This window comes from Priestia megaterium (assembly GCF_009497655.1).
GTDB classification, from domain to species: Bacteria; Bacillota; Bacilli; order Bacillales; family Bacillaceae_H; genus Priestia; species Priestia zanthoxyli.
Map to the genome: position 1 here is coordinate 4,195,523 of NZ_CP023317.1, position 17,450 is coordinate 4,212,972.

Annotated in this window: 13 protein-coding genes; all 13 read right to left on the reverse strand. The window is 40.8% G+C overall.

The features are described 5' to 3' along the window. Positions 1–29 precede the first annotated feature (29 nt). Positions 30–833: a transporter substrate-binding domain-containing protein gene (locus CEQ83_RS21470; RefSeq protein ID WP_026106695.1), complete on the reverse strand. Its 804-nt coding sequence runs from the start codon at positions 831–833 to the stop codon at positions 30–32. Positions 834–1,114: 281 nt separating this feature from the next. After that, complete coding sequence (locus tag CEQ83_RS21475) at positions 1,115–1,552, reverse strand: BrxA/BrxB family bacilliredoxin (protein ID WP_028411575.1); 438 nt, start codon at positions 1,550–1,552, stop codon at positions 1,115–1,117. Between the two features lie 193 nt (positions 1,553–1,745). Further along, positions 1,746–2,741, reverse strand: a complete 996-nt coding sequence (meaB, locus tag CEQ83_RS21480; protein ID WP_033579718.1) for a methylmalonyl Co-A mutase-associated GTPase MeaB — start codon at positions 2,739–2,741, stop codon at positions 1,746–1,748. A 16-nt stretch (positions 2,742–2,757) separates the two neighbouring features. Beyond that, positions 2,758–4,908: a methylmalonyl-CoA mutase gene (gene scpA / locus CEQ83_RS21485; RefSeq protein WP_048019778.1), complete on the reverse strand. Its 2,151-nt coding sequence runs from the start codon at positions 4,906–4,908 to the stop codon at positions 2,758–2,760. Further along, positions 4,901–6,937 (reverse strand): methylmalonyl-CoA mutase family protein, encoded by a 2,037-nt coding sequence (locus tag CEQ83_RS21490; protein ID WP_099000487.1) that lies wholly within the window; start codon positions 6,935–6,937, stop codon positions 4,901–4,903. Before CEQ83_RS21490 ends, scpA begins: the two co-directional genes overlap by 8 nt. Positions 6,938–7,094: 157 nt before the next feature. Then, on the reverse strand, positions 7,095–8,354 hold the full coding sequence (locus CEQ83_RS21495) for a dihydrolipoamide acetyltransferase family protein (protein ID WP_098112931.1): 1,260 nt from the start codon (positions 8,352–8,354) through the stop codon (positions 7,095–7,097). Positions 8,355–8,369: 15 nt separating this feature from the next. Next, positions 8,370–9,353 (reverse strand): alpha-ketoacid dehydrogenase subunit beta, encoded by a 984-nt coding sequence (locus tag CEQ83_RS21500; protein WP_155017508.1) that lies wholly within the window; start codon positions 9,351–9,353, stop codon positions 8,370–8,372. 12 nt (positions 9,354–9,365) lie between these two features. Beyond that, entirely contained in the window at positions 9,366–10,358 is a 993-nt protein-coding gene (locus tag CEQ83_RS21505; protein WP_014458261.1) for a thiamine pyrophosphate-dependent dehydrogenase E1 component subunit alpha, read from the reverse strand. A 20-nt stretch (positions 10,359–10,378) separates the two neighbouring features. Next, a complete protein-coding gene (lpdA, locus tag CEQ83_RS21510) occupies positions 10,379–11,800 on the reverse strand; it encodes a dihydrolipoyl dehydrogenase (protein ID WP_028411580.1) in 1,422 nt (473 codons plus the stop codon). Positions 11,801–11,828: 28 nt separating this feature from the next. After that, positions 11,829–12,908 (reverse strand): butyrate kinase, encoded by a 1,080-nt coding sequence (gene buk / locus CEQ83_RS21515; RefSeq protein ID WP_372492011.1) that lies wholly within the window; start codon positions 12,906–12,908, stop codon positions 11,829–11,831. 96 nt (positions 12,909–13,004) lie between these two features. Further along, the gene (gene bcd / locus CEQ83_RS21520) at positions 13,005–14,108 is read right to left on the reverse strand and encodes a branched-chain amino acid dehydrogenase (protein ID WP_013059125.1); all 1,104 of its coding nucleotides are present in this window, start codon (positions 14,106–14,108) and stop codon (positions 13,005–13,007) included. A 12-nt stretch (positions 14,109–14,120) separates the two neighbouring features. Beyond that, entirely contained in the window at positions 14,121–15,032 is a 912-nt protein-coding gene (gene yqiS / locus CEQ83_RS21525) for a phosphate butyryltransferase (protein ID WP_028411582.1), read from the reverse strand. Between the two features lie 238 nt (positions 15,033–15,270). Next, positions 15,271–17,340, reverse strand: a complete 2,070-nt coding sequence (locus CEQ83_RS21530) for a sigma-54 interaction domain-containing protein (protein WP_098112932.1) — start codon at positions 17,338–17,340, stop codon at positions 15,271–15,273. Positions 17,341–17,450: the final 110 nt, after the last annotated feature.

The window sequence follows — 17,450 nt, forward strand, 5'->3', positions numbered from 1 at the left end:
CTAGTTCCATTCCTCTCTAACTATCATTCTTATTTTTGGTCGTCAAACCACTTAACGATTAATTTATCCAATTCACCGTTTTCTTTCATTTTCTTTAATTCACGGTTAAAGTCATTCGTTAGCTTGCTGTCTTTAGGAAATGCGATTGCTGATCCTTTACTTGAATCGGGACGTCCTGTATCAGACATTTGCAAGCTTTTGTCTTTGTTCACATACCCTTTAGCTACTGTATCTTCAATAATCGCTGCATCGATACGATTTGATTTCATTTCTTGAATTAGTTCTGGAATACGGTCACGCGTTGTTACATTTACTCCGTCAACTTCTTTTGCAATTTCTTTTGCTTCGTCTGCTTGAATAGAAGAAGTTTGTACACCGACTGTTTTTCCTTTTAGTTCTTCTGCGTTTTTAATTGGCGCATCTTTCTTCGATACAATCATGTTTTTTGCTTCGTAGTATACGTCTGAGAAGTCCACGTTCTTTTTACGCTTTTCAGTTGGCGTCATACCGGCTAAAACTAAATCGACTTTATTAGATTGTAAAGCTGGAATTAATCCGCCAAATTCCATATCCTTTACCTGCACGTCATAGCCTAACTTTTTACCGATTGTTTTTGCTAAATCTACGTCAAATCCGATTGCTTCACTATCACCTTTTGCCGTATCAATATATTCAAAGGGTGGGTAATCTGCTGATGTTCCCATTACAAGTACTTTTTTATCTTTGTCGTCGCTGCTTGCTCCGCCATTAGACGTTCCTTCTCCTGCTCCGCATGCAGCTAAAACGCCTGCTGTTAAGAGACCAATTGCCGTTACCGATAACCACTTTTTCAATTTCATCTTCGTTCCCCCTAGTTTATTCCTTACATTATTTTTTAAAAATTAATAATATTATGAAATAAGTTTTTTACTATTGCAAGTAAATGTCGAAATTTAAATATATATTCATATAAATGTATTTTAACACAACATTATAAATATGCAATATCTTTTTTAAATATAAGTTTCACTATTTGAAAATACCTTTTCTCAACATTTTCCACTCATTAGAAAGCCTGCATACAGACGGATAAAAAAATGCATAAAAAAAGAAGCCGTTCAAAACGGCTTCTCTCTTACACTTCTTCACAGTTCTGTTCGAACGCTTCTTGCAGCTTCATCACAACTGACATTGGCTCATGGCCTTCAATTTCGTGACGCTCTACCATTGTGATAATTTTTCCGTCTTTTAATAAAGCGAAAGATGGAGATGAAGGCGGATAACCTTCAAAGTATTCGCGTGCACGCGCAGTTGCTTCTTTATCTTGCCCAGCAAATACTGTAACCAAGTTTGTTGGACGTTTATCATAATGTACAGCGTGCGCTGCAGCAGGTCTTGCAATACCTCCTGCACAACCGCAAACTGAATTCACCATTACAAGCGTTGTGCCAGGCTGTTTAAACGTTTCATCTACCGCTTCAGCCGTCGTTAATTCTGTATAACCAGCAGCTGTAATTTCTTTACGGGCCTGACGAACAACGTCGTTCATAAACAAGTTAAAATCGATATTCATTTTCATACCTCCCTTTTGCTATCTATCCTTTATCATAGCAAACGAAAACTAAAAAGGCGATTGCTTTGACTCATTTTTTCTTGGTAATCAAGATTAAACAAGAAAAGAAATGGTGATACTGTTTTTACAGCTAGAAAACCATACTCTTAACTCCCTAGTGTAGAAGGATCCGCATAAAATGCAGGATCCTTTTTTACATTTCTTTCATCGCCTGCTGATAGATTTTAATCAAGTGTTGGAGAGCTTCAGCCATTGTGGCATCTCCGGTCATCATTTGTTTTTCAACATCCCCTAATGTTTGCTTAACTAAAGGATGTTCATAAAATGATTCTTGTAAATATTCATTAACACTTGCTTGTAACCATGCCTTCATTTGCTTTTGTCTTACTGCATAAAACAGATCTTTTTTATTCATCCATTCCTTATAGTCACAAATTATCTGCCATAAATGTTGAAACGACGCTTCTTCATAAGCAGAAGTTGTGATGACCTGTGGTTTCCACCCTCCGGAATGACCGTGAAGAAAACCGATGACACTTTTGTATTCTTTTGCAGTCACTTCTGCTTTTAGCCGGTTATCCCCGTCTGCTTTATTTACACAAATTAAATTAACCCATTCAAGCAGCCCTTTTTTAATTCCTTGCAAATCATCTCCTGCTCCGGTTAAAGCAAGTAAAACAAAGAAGTCTACCATCTCTTTTACAATCATTTCACCTTGGCCAACACCCATCGTTTCGACAAATATGATGTTATACCCAGCCGCTTCACAAAGAAAAATGGCTTCTCTCGTTTTAAGATGAACACCTCCAAGCGTTCCTTGAGAAGGTGAAGGACGGACAAAAGCGTTCTCTTGTTTGGCAAGCAGCTCCATTCTGGTTTTATCTCCTAAAATACTTCCTCCAGACAAGGTACTGCTTGGATCGACTGCTAAAACTGCAACGGAATGGCCATTTTTGCATAGATACGATCCAAATTTGTCAATCAGCGTACTTTTTCCTGCTCCTGGTACGCCAGTAAAACCAATGCGCACTGAATGCCCCGTATGGGGATAGATTTCTTTAATCAGCTGTTGTGCTATTGCTTTATGCTTCGGCGCTTTACTTTCAATTAAAGTAATGGCTTGAGCTAACGCTGTTCTTTTCCCTTCAAGCAGCCCTTGTTTATAATCTTGTACCGTTTTTAATTTCACCAATTGTCTTCACCAACTATTCTTCTAACCGTTTCTTTATTTCATGTAAGACGGAAACGGCCGCTTTTGGGATTACTGTTCCAGGTCCAAAGATTGCAGAAGCGCCGTGCTCTAAAAGAAATGAGTAGTCTTGTTTAGGAATAACGCCTCCGACAATAACAACGATATCGTCGCGCTCTAATTTCTTTAACTCATCAACAAGCTGCGGCAGTAACGTTTTATGCCCGGCTGCCAAAGAGCTTATGCCAATCACATGTACGTCGTTTTCTACAGCTTGCCTTGCTGTCTCTTCAGGCGTTTGAAATAAAGGGCCAATATCCACATCAAATCCAAGGTCAGCAAAGGCTGTTGAAATCACTTTTGATCCTCTGTCATGACCGTCTTGCCCCATTTTCGCCACTAAAATCCTTGGGCGTCTTCCTTCTTCCTCTAAAAATTCAGCCGTGAGCTTTCGAACTTCTTCGATTTGATCTCGATGCGCAAACTCCGCACTGTATACCCCGCTGACTGACTTAGAAGTAGCCTGATGTCTTCCAGCCACTTTCTCAATGGCTTCTGAAATTTCACCTAGTGTAGCTCTAGCTCTTGCAGCTTCAACCGCAAAAGCAAGGAGATTCCCTTCGCCTGTTTTGGCACAAGTGGTCAGTCGATTAAGCGCTTCGAGTACCGCTTGTTCGTTACGTTCACTGCGTATTTTCTTTAGCTTTTCCAGCTGCTTCATTCGAACTGCTGTGTTATCAATATCAAGAATATCGAGCGGTTCTTCTTGCTCCGGCTGAAACTGATTCACACCTACAATAATTTCTACCTGCGAGTCTATTCTTGCTTGTCTGCGCGCAGCAGCTTCTTCTATCTTCATTTTAGGTACGCCTGCTTCTATTGCTTTTGTCATTCCGCCGAGCTGCTCTATTTCTTCAAGGTGCTTCCACGCTTTTATCATTAATTCATTCGTTAATGATTCCACATAATAAGAGCCTCCCCAAGGGTCAATGACGGAACAAATCTCCGTTTCATTTTGCAAATAAAGCTGCGTATTTCGAGCAATTCTAGCTGAAAAATCAGTCGGAAGAGCAATCGCTTCATCCAGTGCGTTTGTATGAAGCGATTGCGTATGTCCTGACACTGCAGCCAGAGCTTCGACGCATGTTCTAATAACATTATTAAATGGATCCTGCTCGGTTAAGCTCCATCCGGACGTTTGAGAATGCGTTCTAAGAGCAAGTGATTTAGGGTTGTCCGGCTCAAACTGTTTCATGAGTTTTGCCCACAGCAGCCTCCCCGCTCTCATTTTCGCTACTTCCATAAAGTAGTTCATTCCAATTGCCCAGAAAAAGGATAGTCTCGGTGCAAACGCGTCAATTGAAATTCCTGCTTTCAAGCCGGTTCGTACATATTCAAGTCCATCTGCAAGCGTATAAGCAAGCTCTAAGTCTGCTGGAGCGCCTGCTTCTTGCATATGATAGCCTGATATACTAATACTGTTAAATTTCGGCATATGCTCCGCTGTATATTTAAAAATATCCGCAATGATTCGCATGGACATTTCAGGAGGATAAATATACGTATTGCGCACCATATATTCTTTTAAAATATCGTTTTGAATCGTTCCAGCCAGCTTTTCTTTTTTTACTCCTTGTTCTTCAGCTGTTACGATGTAGAAAGCTAAAATAGGAAGAACCGCCCCGTTCATCGTCATCGACACGGACATTTGATCAAGCGGAATCCCTTCAAACAGCTGCTTCATATCAATCATTGAATCAATTGCCACTCCTGCTTTCCCTACATCTCCAACAACTCTTGGATGATCAGAGTCATAGCCGCGGTGGGTAGCTAGGTCAAAAGCAACAGACAGCCCTTTCTGTCCAGCAGCTAGGTTTCGGCGGTAAAAGGCATTGCTTTCCTCCGCCGTTGAGTATCCTGCATACTGTCTAATCGTCCAAGGCCGATTCACATACATCGTTGCATACGGTCCTCTCACAAACGGTGGAATACCAGGTGCAAAGTGAATAAAGTCGAGGTCATCTCTGTCTTTTTTTGTATATAATGATTTTAATTCAATTTGTTCATTTGTTTGAAAAGCAGTGAATGAACTTTGAGTCACGTCCTCTTCCCTTTGCTGCTTTGAAAATGATAATGGAATATTAGAAAAAGAAGGCTTTTTATACATGAACTTCTACCTCCAAAGCACATAATAACTTCTTAACGCATTGAATAACATTTGTCTTAGGATGTATGACGCTCATTACACCTTTTTGCTGCCACTGCGTTTTGCGTGATACGTGTTCTTCCCCTACTACGTACACATAAACAGAATCTTCCTCAAAATAAGTCATCGCTTTTGTTAAGAGCTTTTCCACGAGTTCATCACTTCCACAGATTACATATGCTTCGTGCTTTTGTTCATTCATCCAATCTGCTATCTCGACGTAGGAATCTATGTTTTTAATTGTTTCACACGCAAAGCCTGCGCTTTCAAATAAAGACCGGGCAATCTCAGCTTTTTTATGGCTGCTAGGATCGGCGAGCTCCATAATGCCAATGCTCATTCCCTTTGTATAAACCCGTATTTTTTCAAACTTCTCTGCTGCTCTCCACTTAGTGAGCGGCACAACACTGTCTGGCTGTGACTGCTTCGCCATTTGTTTTAGCATCCACCCTGCTGTTACCCCTTTAGATGCTAGCTTTGTATAGTCCTCTAGCGAAAGATTTGATGAAAATTCCGAAGTGTTCTGGTCACTGTATTTATTCATTTTTCTTTCTTCTTTTTTAGACAGAGTGCTTTTTATCTCTTCAGATGCAGCGTGTTGCTTAGGAGCATAGTGTGTGACTCCGATCAAGCGCTCAATTCGGCACTCTATATCTCCTTGTCTTTTTACTCTCATTTGTTCAACTTCATCTTGAATTCGCCCTTGTTTTAAAGCTTCTTCCATTCCGCCGTGGTCTTCAATGTTGCCAAATAACTCCCAAGCTTTTGTCATTAATTCATGTGTGTAAGCTTCAACGTACCAAGAGCCTCCGGCAGGATCCATTACTTTTGATATATGTGTTTCGTGCTGCAAAATTAAGTGAGTATTACGGGAAAGGCGATGAGCGAACTGAGAAGATGAGGATGTAACGGAATCATATGGTTCAATATGCAGACTATCCGCTCCTCCTACAATAGAAGCAAACGCTTGAACCGTGCTCCTTAATGCATTTGTATACATATCTTCTTTAGACTGTGTAAGACGTGACGTTTCCGTATGAATAAACGGCACTGAAACGGCCGTGTCATCAAAAGCACGAACCACATTTGCCCAAAGCATGCGAAAAGCACGAAGTTTTGATATTTCCATAAATAAATGTGAGCTAACTGAAAAAGAAAAGGTCATGTGAGGTAAAACTTGATGTAAGGACAGACCGCGTTTCATGCATTCATCAATATACTGCACTCCTGTAGCAAGCATATAAGCTAGTTCTTGAACAGCGTTTGCACCGCTGTTATGGTAAGGAATGCTTGATACAATGATCGTTTTGAGCTCTGGAACATTACTGTGAGCCAAACGCGTTGCGTAAGCTAAATGATCGTATAAATCTCGAGTAGAAAGTGGAACTCTCCCGTATTCAGCAAGAGTGCCGAGCGGATCCATTCCAACCGTACCTGTTAGCTGTCTCATATCAAAGTTATGATCAACACAGTATGCTTTTAGAAACGAAAGAAGTGGAACGGATGTACATCCCGTATTTAAAAATAAAGGCACAGCTTCAAGAGCTACATGCTGAAACAAATGAGCAACATCCTCTAAAGTAGAAATTGTAGCGCCTGAGGCTACTTCAGCTTCAGTTGCTTCATCAACGTCTTTTCCTTGCCTCATTGCTTCACTGCACGTAAAAGCGGCCGTATTTTGCCCATTTCTCAAACTGTGTAAAAGAAGTTTATTGCTTTCTTTAATAGAAGGTAAGTCGATTTTTTGGGTGATTTCCCATTCCCCTAGTATGTATGATTCTTTACCGGCTCCTCTTAAACAATCTATTCCCGCCGGACTCTGCTGCAAGTAGTCTAAATGTGCCGTATCACTTTCAAAATAAAGCGGTTTCAAAAAGATGTTTTCTAACGTTTCTTTTGAGCGGAGCGCGGTGTTTTTGCTAACTTCCTGTGCCCAATCTTCTTTAGGTGTACGTGTAAATTCATGAAATGATAATGTATTTGTTTTCATTTCCATGCCCCTTTACAGTTAATAGCTGCCTGCTAGACCTAGATGATTACACTTTGAAGTTTGATGATTCTTCTTTTATTTTAATACATCTTTTACAAATTGTTCAATCATTGCTTCAAAATAAAAAAGCAAATGGAGAAAGCTCCATTTGCTTTTTTTAATAGACGGACGTATTCTCTTTAGACGTAGATTCTAAAATCTCTTTAACTCTTTCCAAGAACCTGCCGCACACCAAGCCGTCCAACACGCGGTGATCAAGTGATAAACATAAGTTAACCATATCTCGAACAGCAATCATGTTATCAATAATAACCGGACGTTTTACAATAGATTCTACTTGTAAAATAGCCGCTTGCGGGTAATTAATAATCCCCATTGATTGCACGGAACCAAATGAGCCTGTGTTGTTAACAGTAAATGTTCCGCCCTGCATGTCTTCAGACTTCAATGAACCCGTACGAACTTTTTGCGCAAGCTCTGTAATTTCACGCGCAATGCCTTTGATTGTCTTTTCATCGGCTTGTTTAATAACCGGCACAAATAAAGCATCGTCTGTTGCAACAGCAATAGATACATTAATATCTTTTTTCTGAACAATACGGTCTCCTGCCCACATTGAATTCATTTGAGGGAATTCTTTTAAAGCCTGAGCCACTGCTTTTACGAAGAACGCAAAATAAGTTAAGTTAAAACCTTCTTTTTGTTTGAACTCCGTCTTTAATGCATCACGATAAGAAACTAAGTTCGTTACATCAACTTCAACCATTGTCCATGCATGCGGAATTTCGTGTTTACTGCGAAGCATATTTGCTGCAATAGCTTTACGCACGCCTGAAACAGGGATTTCTTGATCTCCGGCTGCAGACACAACCGGCGCGGGTTGCTTCGTTTTCGGAGCAGCTGCCGCTACGGGTGCTTCTGGCTGAACTGTTGATGCAGGTGTTTCTTTCACTTCAGAAGCTCCGCCTTTTTCGATAACAGCTAAAATATCTTTTCTCGTAATGCGGCCGCCCGCACCTGTTCCTGTCACGGTATCTAAATTAATATTATGCTCTTGTGACAGACGCATAACAGCTGGAGAGTATCGGCTTTTATTGGATTGACTGTCCGCTGTTTTTGGCGCTGATTCTTCTACAGTCTTATCAGACGTTTTCTGTTCTTTTTGAGGGACAGTTCCTTCTACTTCAATTAAACAAATCACTTCTCCCACGGGTAAAGTATCATCTTCACCTGCAATTAACTCTTTAATTGTTCCGCTAAAAGAAGAAGGCACTTCAGCATTTACTTTATCCGTCATGACTTCAGCTAACGGGTCGTACTTATTTACGTGATCTCCAACAGAAACGAGCCATTTGCTAATTGTACCTTCTGTTACACTTTCACCGAGCTGCGGCATCGTAATTTTTTCAATAGCCAATTGATACAACTCCTTTTAAAATTGAGCTAATTCTCTCATTGCTTTTTCTACTTTATCTGGATTCACCATAAAATATTTTTCCATTGTTGGTGCATACGGCATAGCTGGAACATCAGGGCCAGCAAGGCGCTGAATTGGCGCATCTAAATCGAATAAGCAGTGTTCAGCAATAATAGCTGCTACTTCGCTCATAATGCTGCCTTCTTTGTTGTCTTCCGTTAAAAGCAGGACCTTACCTGTTTTAGAGGCTGCTTCAATAATAGCTTCTTTATCAAGCGGATAGACCGTTCTTAAATCTAAGATGTGTGCTGAAATACCGTCTGCTTCTAGTTTTTCAGCAGCTTGAAGAGCAAAGTGTACACAAAGACCATATGTAATAACCGTGATGTCGTCTCCTTCTCTCTTTACATCTGCTTTGCCAATCGGCAGTACATACTCATCTTCAGGGACTTCTCCTTTAATCAAACGGTACGCACGCTTATGCTCAAAGAAAAGAACTGGGTCATCATCACGAATAGCTGCTTTTAATAATCCTTTTACATCATAAGGCGTAGAAGGCATCACAATCTTTAACCCTGGCGTATTGGCAAAGAGTGCTTCAACAGATTGAGAATGATAAAGAGCACCGTGAACTCCCCCGCCGTAAGGAGCTCGAATTGTAATTGGACAACTCCAATCATTATTAGAACGATAGCGAATTTTTGCTGCTTCTGACACAATTTGATTGACTGCAGGCATAATAAAATCAGCAAACTGCATTTCAGCAATTGGACGCATGCCGTACATTGCCGCTCCGATTCCTACCCCCGCAATGGCGGACTCTGCAAGAGGTGTGTCAATGACTCTTTCTTCTCCGAACTGTTCGTACAGTCCGTTGGTTGCTTTAAATACGCCGCCTTTTTTCCCTACGTCTTCTCCTAATACAAACACGCGGGAATCTCTTTCCATTTCTTCACGAATGGCCATTGTTACTGCATCAATATATGAAATAACCGGCATATATTCTCCTCCTTACTCACCGTACACGTATTTTAAAGCCGATTCCGCTTCTGCATAAGGAGCGTTTTCAGCATAATCTGTTGCATCATTAACGATATTCATAATATCATCAAGCATTTGTTTTTCTCGTTCATCGGTTAACACGTTAACCTCTTTTAAATAAGCCGCAAAGTACGCAAGCGGATCACTCTTTTTAGCTTCAGACAATTCTTCTGCTCCGCGATATGCACGATCATCGTCATCACTTGAATGGGCAGTCAAGCGCTCTGAAACAGTTTCAATAAGAGTAGGCCCTTCTCCTCTAGATGCACGATCTCTTGCTTCTTTTACCACTCGGTATACTTCAAGGACGTCGTTTCCATCAATTGTGTAGCCCGGCATACCATATCCAATCGCACGATCAGATACTTTTGCGCATCCTAGCTGCTTTTCAACCGGAACAGAAATCGCATACTTGTTATTTTCACACATAAAGATAACAGGAAGCTTATGAACACCTGCAAAGTTCGCGCCTTCATGGAAATCTCCTTGGTTAGAAGATCCTTCTCCAAACGTGACAAACGTGACTAAGTCTTTTTTCTCCAACCGTCCTGCTAAAGCGATTCCTACTGCATGAGGCACCTGTGTTGTAACGGGAGAAGATCCTGTTACAATTCGCTTTTCCTTATGGCCAAAGTGACCTGGCATTTGACGACCTCCTGAGTTTGGATCTTCTGCTTTAGCAAACCCAGAAAGCATTAAATCGCGCGCAGTCATTCCAAATGCCAGCACAACACCCAGATCGCGGTAATAAGGTAATATGTAATCATTCTCTCTGTTTAAGGCAAAAGCTGCGCCAACTTGAGCGGCTTCTTGACCTTGACATGAAATAACAAAAGGCACCTTCCCTGCACGGTTTAATAGCCACATACGCTCATCAATTTTTCGTGCAAGCAGCATAGTGCGGTACATTTCAAGTACTTGTTCATCAGTTAATCCTAATGATTCATGACGGTTTTTTGTCATGTTTAAACCTCCTTTAATCATCAAAAATGAATCGCTTTTCCATCTACAGCTAATGAAGCTTCTCCCATCGCTTCTGAAAGGCTAGGATGAGGATGAATGGTATGAGCAATTTCCCATGGTGTAGCATCCAATACCTTTGCAAGACCCGCTTCAGAAATCATATCCGTCACGTGAGGTCCAATCATATGCACACCAAGAACATCATTTGTGTCGGCATCGGCAATAATTTTAACAAATCCCTCTGCCTCTCCATATACAAGAGCTTTTCCAACGGCCTTAAACGGAAACTTTCCAACCTTCAGCTGAAATCCTTGCTGTTTTGCTTCTTGTTCTGTTAATCCTACACTTGCTGCCTCCGGGCTGCTGTATACGCATTTAGAAATTGTTGTGTAATCAATCTTCAAAGGCTTGTCACCGTGTAAATGCTCAACAGCTACGATTCCTTCGTGAGAAGCTACATGTGCAAGCTGCAGTCCGCCAATCACATCTCCAATTGCGTAGATATGAGATTCTTTCGTTTGATAAAAATCATTTGTGGCAATCACACCGTTTTCTACTACAATATCGGTATTCTCGAGACCAATTCCTTCGACATTCGCTTGACGCCCTACAGATACAAGCAGCTTTTCTGCTTCATATTCTTGCATATCGTCTCCTACTTGAGCAGAAATTTTCACCTGACCACCAACAGACAGTGTATCAGCCATTACTTTAGCAGAAGTAATAATGGTCACTCCTTTTGCTTTTAAAAGCTTCGTCATTTCACGGGAGATATCTTGATCTTCTGTTGGTAAAATTCGATCGCTGTATTCAACAACCGTTACATCAACATCAAAATCTGTGAGCATTGACGCCCATTCAATTCCAATGACGCCGCCTCCCACAATAATAATAGAAGCAGGAAGTGTTTCCATCTTTAATGCTTCATCTGAAGTGATTACTTTCTCTCCATCGATTGTTAAACCAGGTAATGTTCTAGGGCGAGACCCTGTTGCGACAATTACATTCTTTGGAATAAGCATTTCGTTTTCTTCACCGCTTTTTAATTCAACGGAGATGGTTCCTGGCATAGGAGAAAAAATAGAAGGTCCTAAAATACGTCCAATTCCTTCATATACGTCAATTTTACCTTTTTTCATTAGCTGTTTGACACCATTATGTAACTGTGAAACAATTTCTGACTTTCGTTCTTGTACACGAGCATAGTTCAATAGTACATTGGACGTTTCTACGCCAAATTCACTGCTTTTCTTAGCCGTTTGATAGACTTCTGCACTTCTTAGTAAAGCTTTGCTTGGGATACACCCTGCGTGCAGGCATGTGCCGCCTAACTTATTTTTTTCCACAACCGCTACCGATAGACCTAACTGAGAGGCACGAATAGCTGCTACGTACCCTCCGGTTCCACCGCCGAGAATGACCAAATCATATTCTTTTGCCACACTGCTTCACACCTTTCTGCAAACGCTATTAAGCGCCTTTATATTCCTTTACTTCTTCTTCACCTGTAAGCACTCGGAGAGCCCCTTCAGCTAGCGCTTGAAGCTCATTTTCTCCAGGATAAACAATGACATCTGCAATCCACTTTACATGATTAATAATCAGCTCAACAAACGCTTTTGAATAAGCAATGCCTCCCGTTAGAATAATGGCATCTACTTTTCCATGCAATACCGTACTGGCAGCTCCAATTTCCTTCGAAATTTGATAAGCCATTGCTTCGTAGATAAGCTTAGCTTTTTCGTTTCCATTTTTCACTAGCGCTTCGACTTTCTGCACGTCAGATGTGCCCAAATAACCGACAAGTCCGCCTTTTCCTACAAGCATTTTCATAATCTCCTCGCGGTAATACTGACCTGAAAAGCAAAGACGAACTAATTCACCAACCGGTACACCGCCAGCGCGCTCTGGACTAAAAGGACCGTCGCCGTGCAGGCCATTGTTCACATCAATTACTTTTCCGCACTTGTGAACTCCAACCGTAATGCCCCCGCCCATATGGGTAACAATAACGTTCATTTGTTCGTATGTGCTATTCATTTCTTTGGCCACTTTTCGAGCCACCGATTTTTGATTCAGCGCATGAAAGATGCTTTTCCTTTCCATAAAAGGAGTTCCTGAGATACGAGCGATGTCACTTAGCTCATCTACCACCACTGGATCAACAATGTATGCTGGAATATTTAATCCAGACGCAATCTCAAACGCTAAAATCCCGCCTAAATTTGAAGCATGATGGCCGGCATAACCGTCTTTTAAATCTTTGAGCATGGCTTGATTTACTTCGTATGTGCCGCCTTCAATCGGGCGTAAAAGCCCTCCTCTTCCACATACTGCACTTAATTTAGATAAATTAATCCCTTCTTCATCAAGTGCCTCTAAAATCGAGTTTTTACGGAACTCATACTGTGCATATATCGTCTCAAACTGATTCATTTGCTGTGAATCGTAGCGGATTGTTCGATCAAAAATTGGTTTATCGTTGTGAAACACGCCAATTTTTGTGGACGTTGAACCCGGATTTATTATCAGCATTCGATATTCGTGCATATCCAACACATGTCCTCCTACCTTATCATTCTCATAAACGAAGGCTAGGTCGAAAGGATTTCATTTATTCCTTTTGCCTAGCCTTCAGCTCAAACATTAGCGCGTATGACGTCTACTTAAAATATGCTGTCCATTTTGTAAAAATTGACTGCGTGAACGACGCAGCTTTTCAATTCTTTCTTCAGCTAAGCGATCTGCTGCTAGATAGGTTGGAATGCCATCTCGCTTTGAGATTTCAACTACCTTTTCAATATTATCATAAATACCTTCAACTTTTTTCAGCGCACGCTCACGGTTATATCCAACTAGCTCATCAGCTACGTTAATAACGCCTCCTGCATTAATAACATAGTCCGGTGCATATACAATGCCTAATTCATGAATTAAATCACCATGACGCGTTTCTTTCAATTGATTATTAGCTGCCCCTGCAATAACTTTTGCTTTTATTTGAGGGATCGTTTCATCGTTAATCGTTGCTCCGAGTGCACAAGGAGCATAGATATCACATTCTACACCATAAATATCATTTGGGTCTACTGCTTGCGCACCAAATTCTTCTACCGCACGCTGAACAGCTTCTTTATTAATATCCGTTACAATAAGTTTTGCCCCTTCTTCGTGAAGGTGGCGGCATAAATTATATGCTACGTTTCCTACACCTTGGACAGCTACTACTTTTCCTTCAAGCATATCTGTTCCAAATGCTTCTTTTGCTGCTGCTTTAATTCCTCGGTATACGCCGTAGGCTGTGACTGGTGATGGATTGCCTGATGAACCGAAGGCAGGAGATACACCCGTTACATAATCCGTTTCCTCATATACAATATCCATATCCTCTACCGTTGTGCCCACATCTTCTGCTGTAATATATCGACCATTTAACCCTTGAATAAAGCGGCCAAATGCACGGAACATCGCTTCATTTTTGTCTTTGCGAGGATCTCCGATAATAACCGTTTTTCCTCCTCCTAAATTCAAGCCTGCTGCTGCATTTTTATAAGTCATTCCGCGTGATAAACGAAGCGCATCTTCAATTGCAGCCTCTTCTGATTCATATGTCCACATTCTCGTACCGCCTAGAGCTGGTCCAATTGTTGTATCATGAATCGCAATAATGGCTTTTAAGCCTGAATCTTTATCTTGGCAAAATAATAACTGCTCATAATCGTATGTTTCCATATAGTCAAAAATTTTCATTGTTAGTGCCTCCTAAGAATTCTGTTGAGCGACGCTTATAGCAAGCGCCAGTGAGTATAATTTACTTTCTGATGAATCTGCTCTGGATGTTAAGACGACCGGAGCTTTTGCCCCCGCTAGAATAGCTCCAACTTTTGCTTTAGCAAAATAAATAAGGGATTTATATAAGACGTTCCCTGTTTCAATTGCTGGAACGAGTAATATATCTGCTTGACCGGCAACTTCACTTTGAATGCCTTTTTGCTTGGCTGCTTCTATGTTAATGGCATTGTCGAGTGCTAAAGGTCCATCAATAACGCAGCCTTTAATTTGTCCTCTGCGGTTCATCTGTGTAAGAAGTGCAGCCTCTACTGTGGCAGGCATCAAAGGGTTCACAACTTCAACCGCTGCAACAGGAGCTACCTTTGGCACCTCTATCCCAATCGAGTGAGCAACGTTCACCGCGTTTTGAATGATTTGAACTTTCTCTTCCAGAGATGGCGTAATATTCATAGCTGCATCTGTTACAAGAATAGGGCGGTCATAGTGAGGAACATCAAACACAGCTACGTGTGATAAAACATTTCCCGTACGCAAACCATGCTCTTTATTTAACACAGCTTTTAAAATAAGCGATGTGGATAAATTCCCTTTCATTACGATATGAGCTTGACCTTGCTGAACTGAACGCACAGCCAATTGAGCCGCTTCTAAAACGGACTCCGTATGTACGACCGTCACAGCCTTATGAGTGAGTAAGGATGGGCGGTACTGCCTGAATAATTCATTAATTGTTGTTTCGTTGCCAAACAAAATAAATTCAGAAACTTCCCTTGACACAGCTTCATACACTGCCTCAATTGTTTCTAAGTCTTCAGCTGCAGCAACAGCAACAGTCAAAGAAGACTGCTTAGCAACCCGAGATAAGATGGTAGCAAGAGTCATGGAATGTTCGACCTCTCCTTTTTCATTCTTTCTTTTGCCCCTTTTTAAAGAGCATACTGCGCGTTTATGCAGTCACTTAAAATATATGCAAGATTTGTGCCACACTCTGCATATATTACATAATATAGCTGCTTATATCCGTTTCTACGCACAAAAAAATTTTTTTATTGATTCTAACGACAAACAGAAAAAAAGAATACCTCTCTATTTATATGCAATAACTTGCACACCATGCATTTTATTGCATGCTGTTATTTGCAAGATTGTATTTTTCCAACTTATAATACAGAGAACGCAGGGAAATATTGAGCTGTTTTGCTGTTTTCGTTCGGTTATACTTGTTTGCAATCAGCACTTTTTGAATAAGTTCAGCTTCATAATTTTCCATCATGTGCGCTAAAGTCTTCCCTTCGAATACTACCTCTTCATTCGCCTGATTTTTTTCTTTTTTGCCCTTGCCTTCAAGTGAAGGGAGATGAACAGAATCAATCATTGTTTCCGTATAGTGCATATAAATAATAGCTCTTCCTAATATGTTTTCAAGCTCTCTGACGTTTCCTGGCCAGTCGTATGATCTCAATGATTGTAAGGCCCGCTCTGTTACCCCTTCAACATGTCGGCCGTAATCTTGATTAATTTTTGTAATTAAGTGTGTAACAAGCGCTCCAATATCCTCTTTTCTCTTCCGAAGAGGAGGTATGTGAATCGGAATTTTGTTTAGCCGATAATACAAGTCCTGTCTGATGCTTCCATCAGCCATTCCTTTTTCTAAATTCACATTCGTAGCTGCAATCACGCGAACATTCACCGGAATAGGGGTCGTGCCTCCAACGCGAATAAGCTCTTTTTCTTGAAGCACTCGAAGCAGCTTAGCCTGCATATGAGCTGAAAGCTCCCCGATTTCATCCAAAAAGATGCTACCGTTATTGGCTTCTTCAAAAACACCTCGTTTTCCGCCTCGTTTTGCCCCGGAAAAAGCTCCTTCTTCATACCCAAAAAGTTCACTTTCAAGCAAAGACTCAGAAAGTGCAGCACAGTTGATCCGAACAAATTTATTAAACTTTCGGCTGCTCGCATTATGAATCGCATGTGCAAACAGCTCCTTACCCGTCCCAGATTCACCTCTAAGCAAAACAGTAGCTGGTGTTTTAGCAGCAAGTCTAGCCTGCTCAATTGCTAACTGAAATTCTTCAGACTGACCAATGATATCAGCAAATGAATATTTCGCTTCAAGCGTTCGGATAATTTGACGCGCTCTTTTGAGTTCATTTGTAAGCTCTTGAATTTCAGACATATCATGAATAACTCCAACGCTGCCTTTTAATTTTCCATCGACAATAACGGGGGCAACATTCACAACTACGTCTCTTTTACTCGGACCAAGCCTCATTCTTACACCTCGAACAGGACGTCTTGTTTGCAGCACCTTCATGTGCATACTGTCTCCTTCAGAGATATCGGCAGTCGCGGGCTGACCAATAATATCCGTCTTTTTTAAACCCGTAATTCTCGTATAAGCAGGATTAATTAAAATCCCTCTTCCTTCTTCATCGACAACCGAAATAGCTTCTTCAGAAGATTGAATAATAGCTTGAAGCATAGTTTGTACTTCTTTTAAGTTCGTAACTTCTTCTGCCAATCCGACAACGTCCGTAATATCTTTAAAAATCGAAAAGGCACCAAACAGCTCTCTATTCTCGTCGAGTATTGGTATTCTAGTCGTAATGACCTTCCGTCCGCTATCTAACACAAATTCACTATTTTGATCAATCGTTTTTGTATGAAGAACATCAACAAGTTTACTATTTGGAATAACTTCATGAAGATGCTTACCAATTACATCTCTGTGTGAAAAGTTCGTCAAACGCTCGGCGCTTTGATTAAATAGCGTAATATATCCATTCTTATCAATCACGACCATCGCATCATGAGCCGCGTTAAAAATAAGATCATATTTATACGATTCTTGCTTTAACCGCTGAATTAACTCTTCTTTTTCCTCCATCAGATTGGCCATAATTTCAGCAACCAATCCCGGAACTACCAGTGCATCAGCAGGTTTGCTTCTCTGCAATTGTTGAAAAACACCTTGTTTACCTGTTGTTTCAACAATGACATCGAGCTGCTTTGTCATATAAGGATCCCAATTCATTCCAGTTGAAATATCTTGTTCTTGCGCATGCAAAACAGCCGGCGCGTCAGCTCGTACGTCTACTACACCAATCACTTTCATAAATTCTGTTTCCAACAAGATTTTCAGAATAGCTAATCCGCCTTTTCCTCCTCCAACGATCAACACTTTTTGCATATTTTTTCACCTTTTCTACTTAATATGTACATATTCCGTGCAAAATATTGCATATACCTATCATATAAAAAAAGAAACGCTCTTGACAATTTATTTAGTTCTTTTATGAT

Coding starts and splice junctions, on each gene's coding strand:
- CEQ83_RS21475 (WP_028411575.1), bottom strand. CDS start 1,552: ATGAATATCGATTTTAACTTGTTTATGAACGACGTTGTTCGTCAGGCC.
- scpA (WP_048019778.1), bottom strand. CDS start 4,908: ATGTATAAAAAGCCTTCTTTTTCTAATATTCCATTATCATTTTCAAAG.
- CEQ83_RS21490 (WP_099000487.1), bottom strand. CDS start 6,937: ATGAAAACAAATACATTATCATTTCATGAATTTACACGTACACCTAAA.
- CEQ83_RS21500 (WP_155017508.1), bottom strand. CDS start 9,353: ATGCCGGTTATTTCATATATTGATGCAGTAACAATGGCCATTCGTGAA.
- CEQ83_RS21505 (WP_014458261.1), bottom strand. CDS start 10,358: ATGACAAAAAACCGTCATGAATCATTAGGATTAACTGATGAACAAGTA.
- buk (WP_372492011.1), bottom strand. CDS start 12,908: ATGCACGAATATCGAATGCTGATAATAAATCCGGGTTCAACGTCCACA.
- bcd (WP_013059125.1), bottom strand. CDS start 14,108: ATGAAAATTTTTGACTATATGGAAACATACGATTATGAGCAGTTATTA.
- yqiS (WP_028411582.1), bottom strand. CDS start 15,032: ATGACTCTTGCTACCATCTTATCTCGGGTTGCTAAGCAGTCTTCTTTG.
- CEQ83_RS21530 (WP_098112932.1), bottom strand. CDS start 17,340: ATGCAAAAAGTGTTGATCGTTGGAGGAGGAAAAGGCGGATTAGCTATT.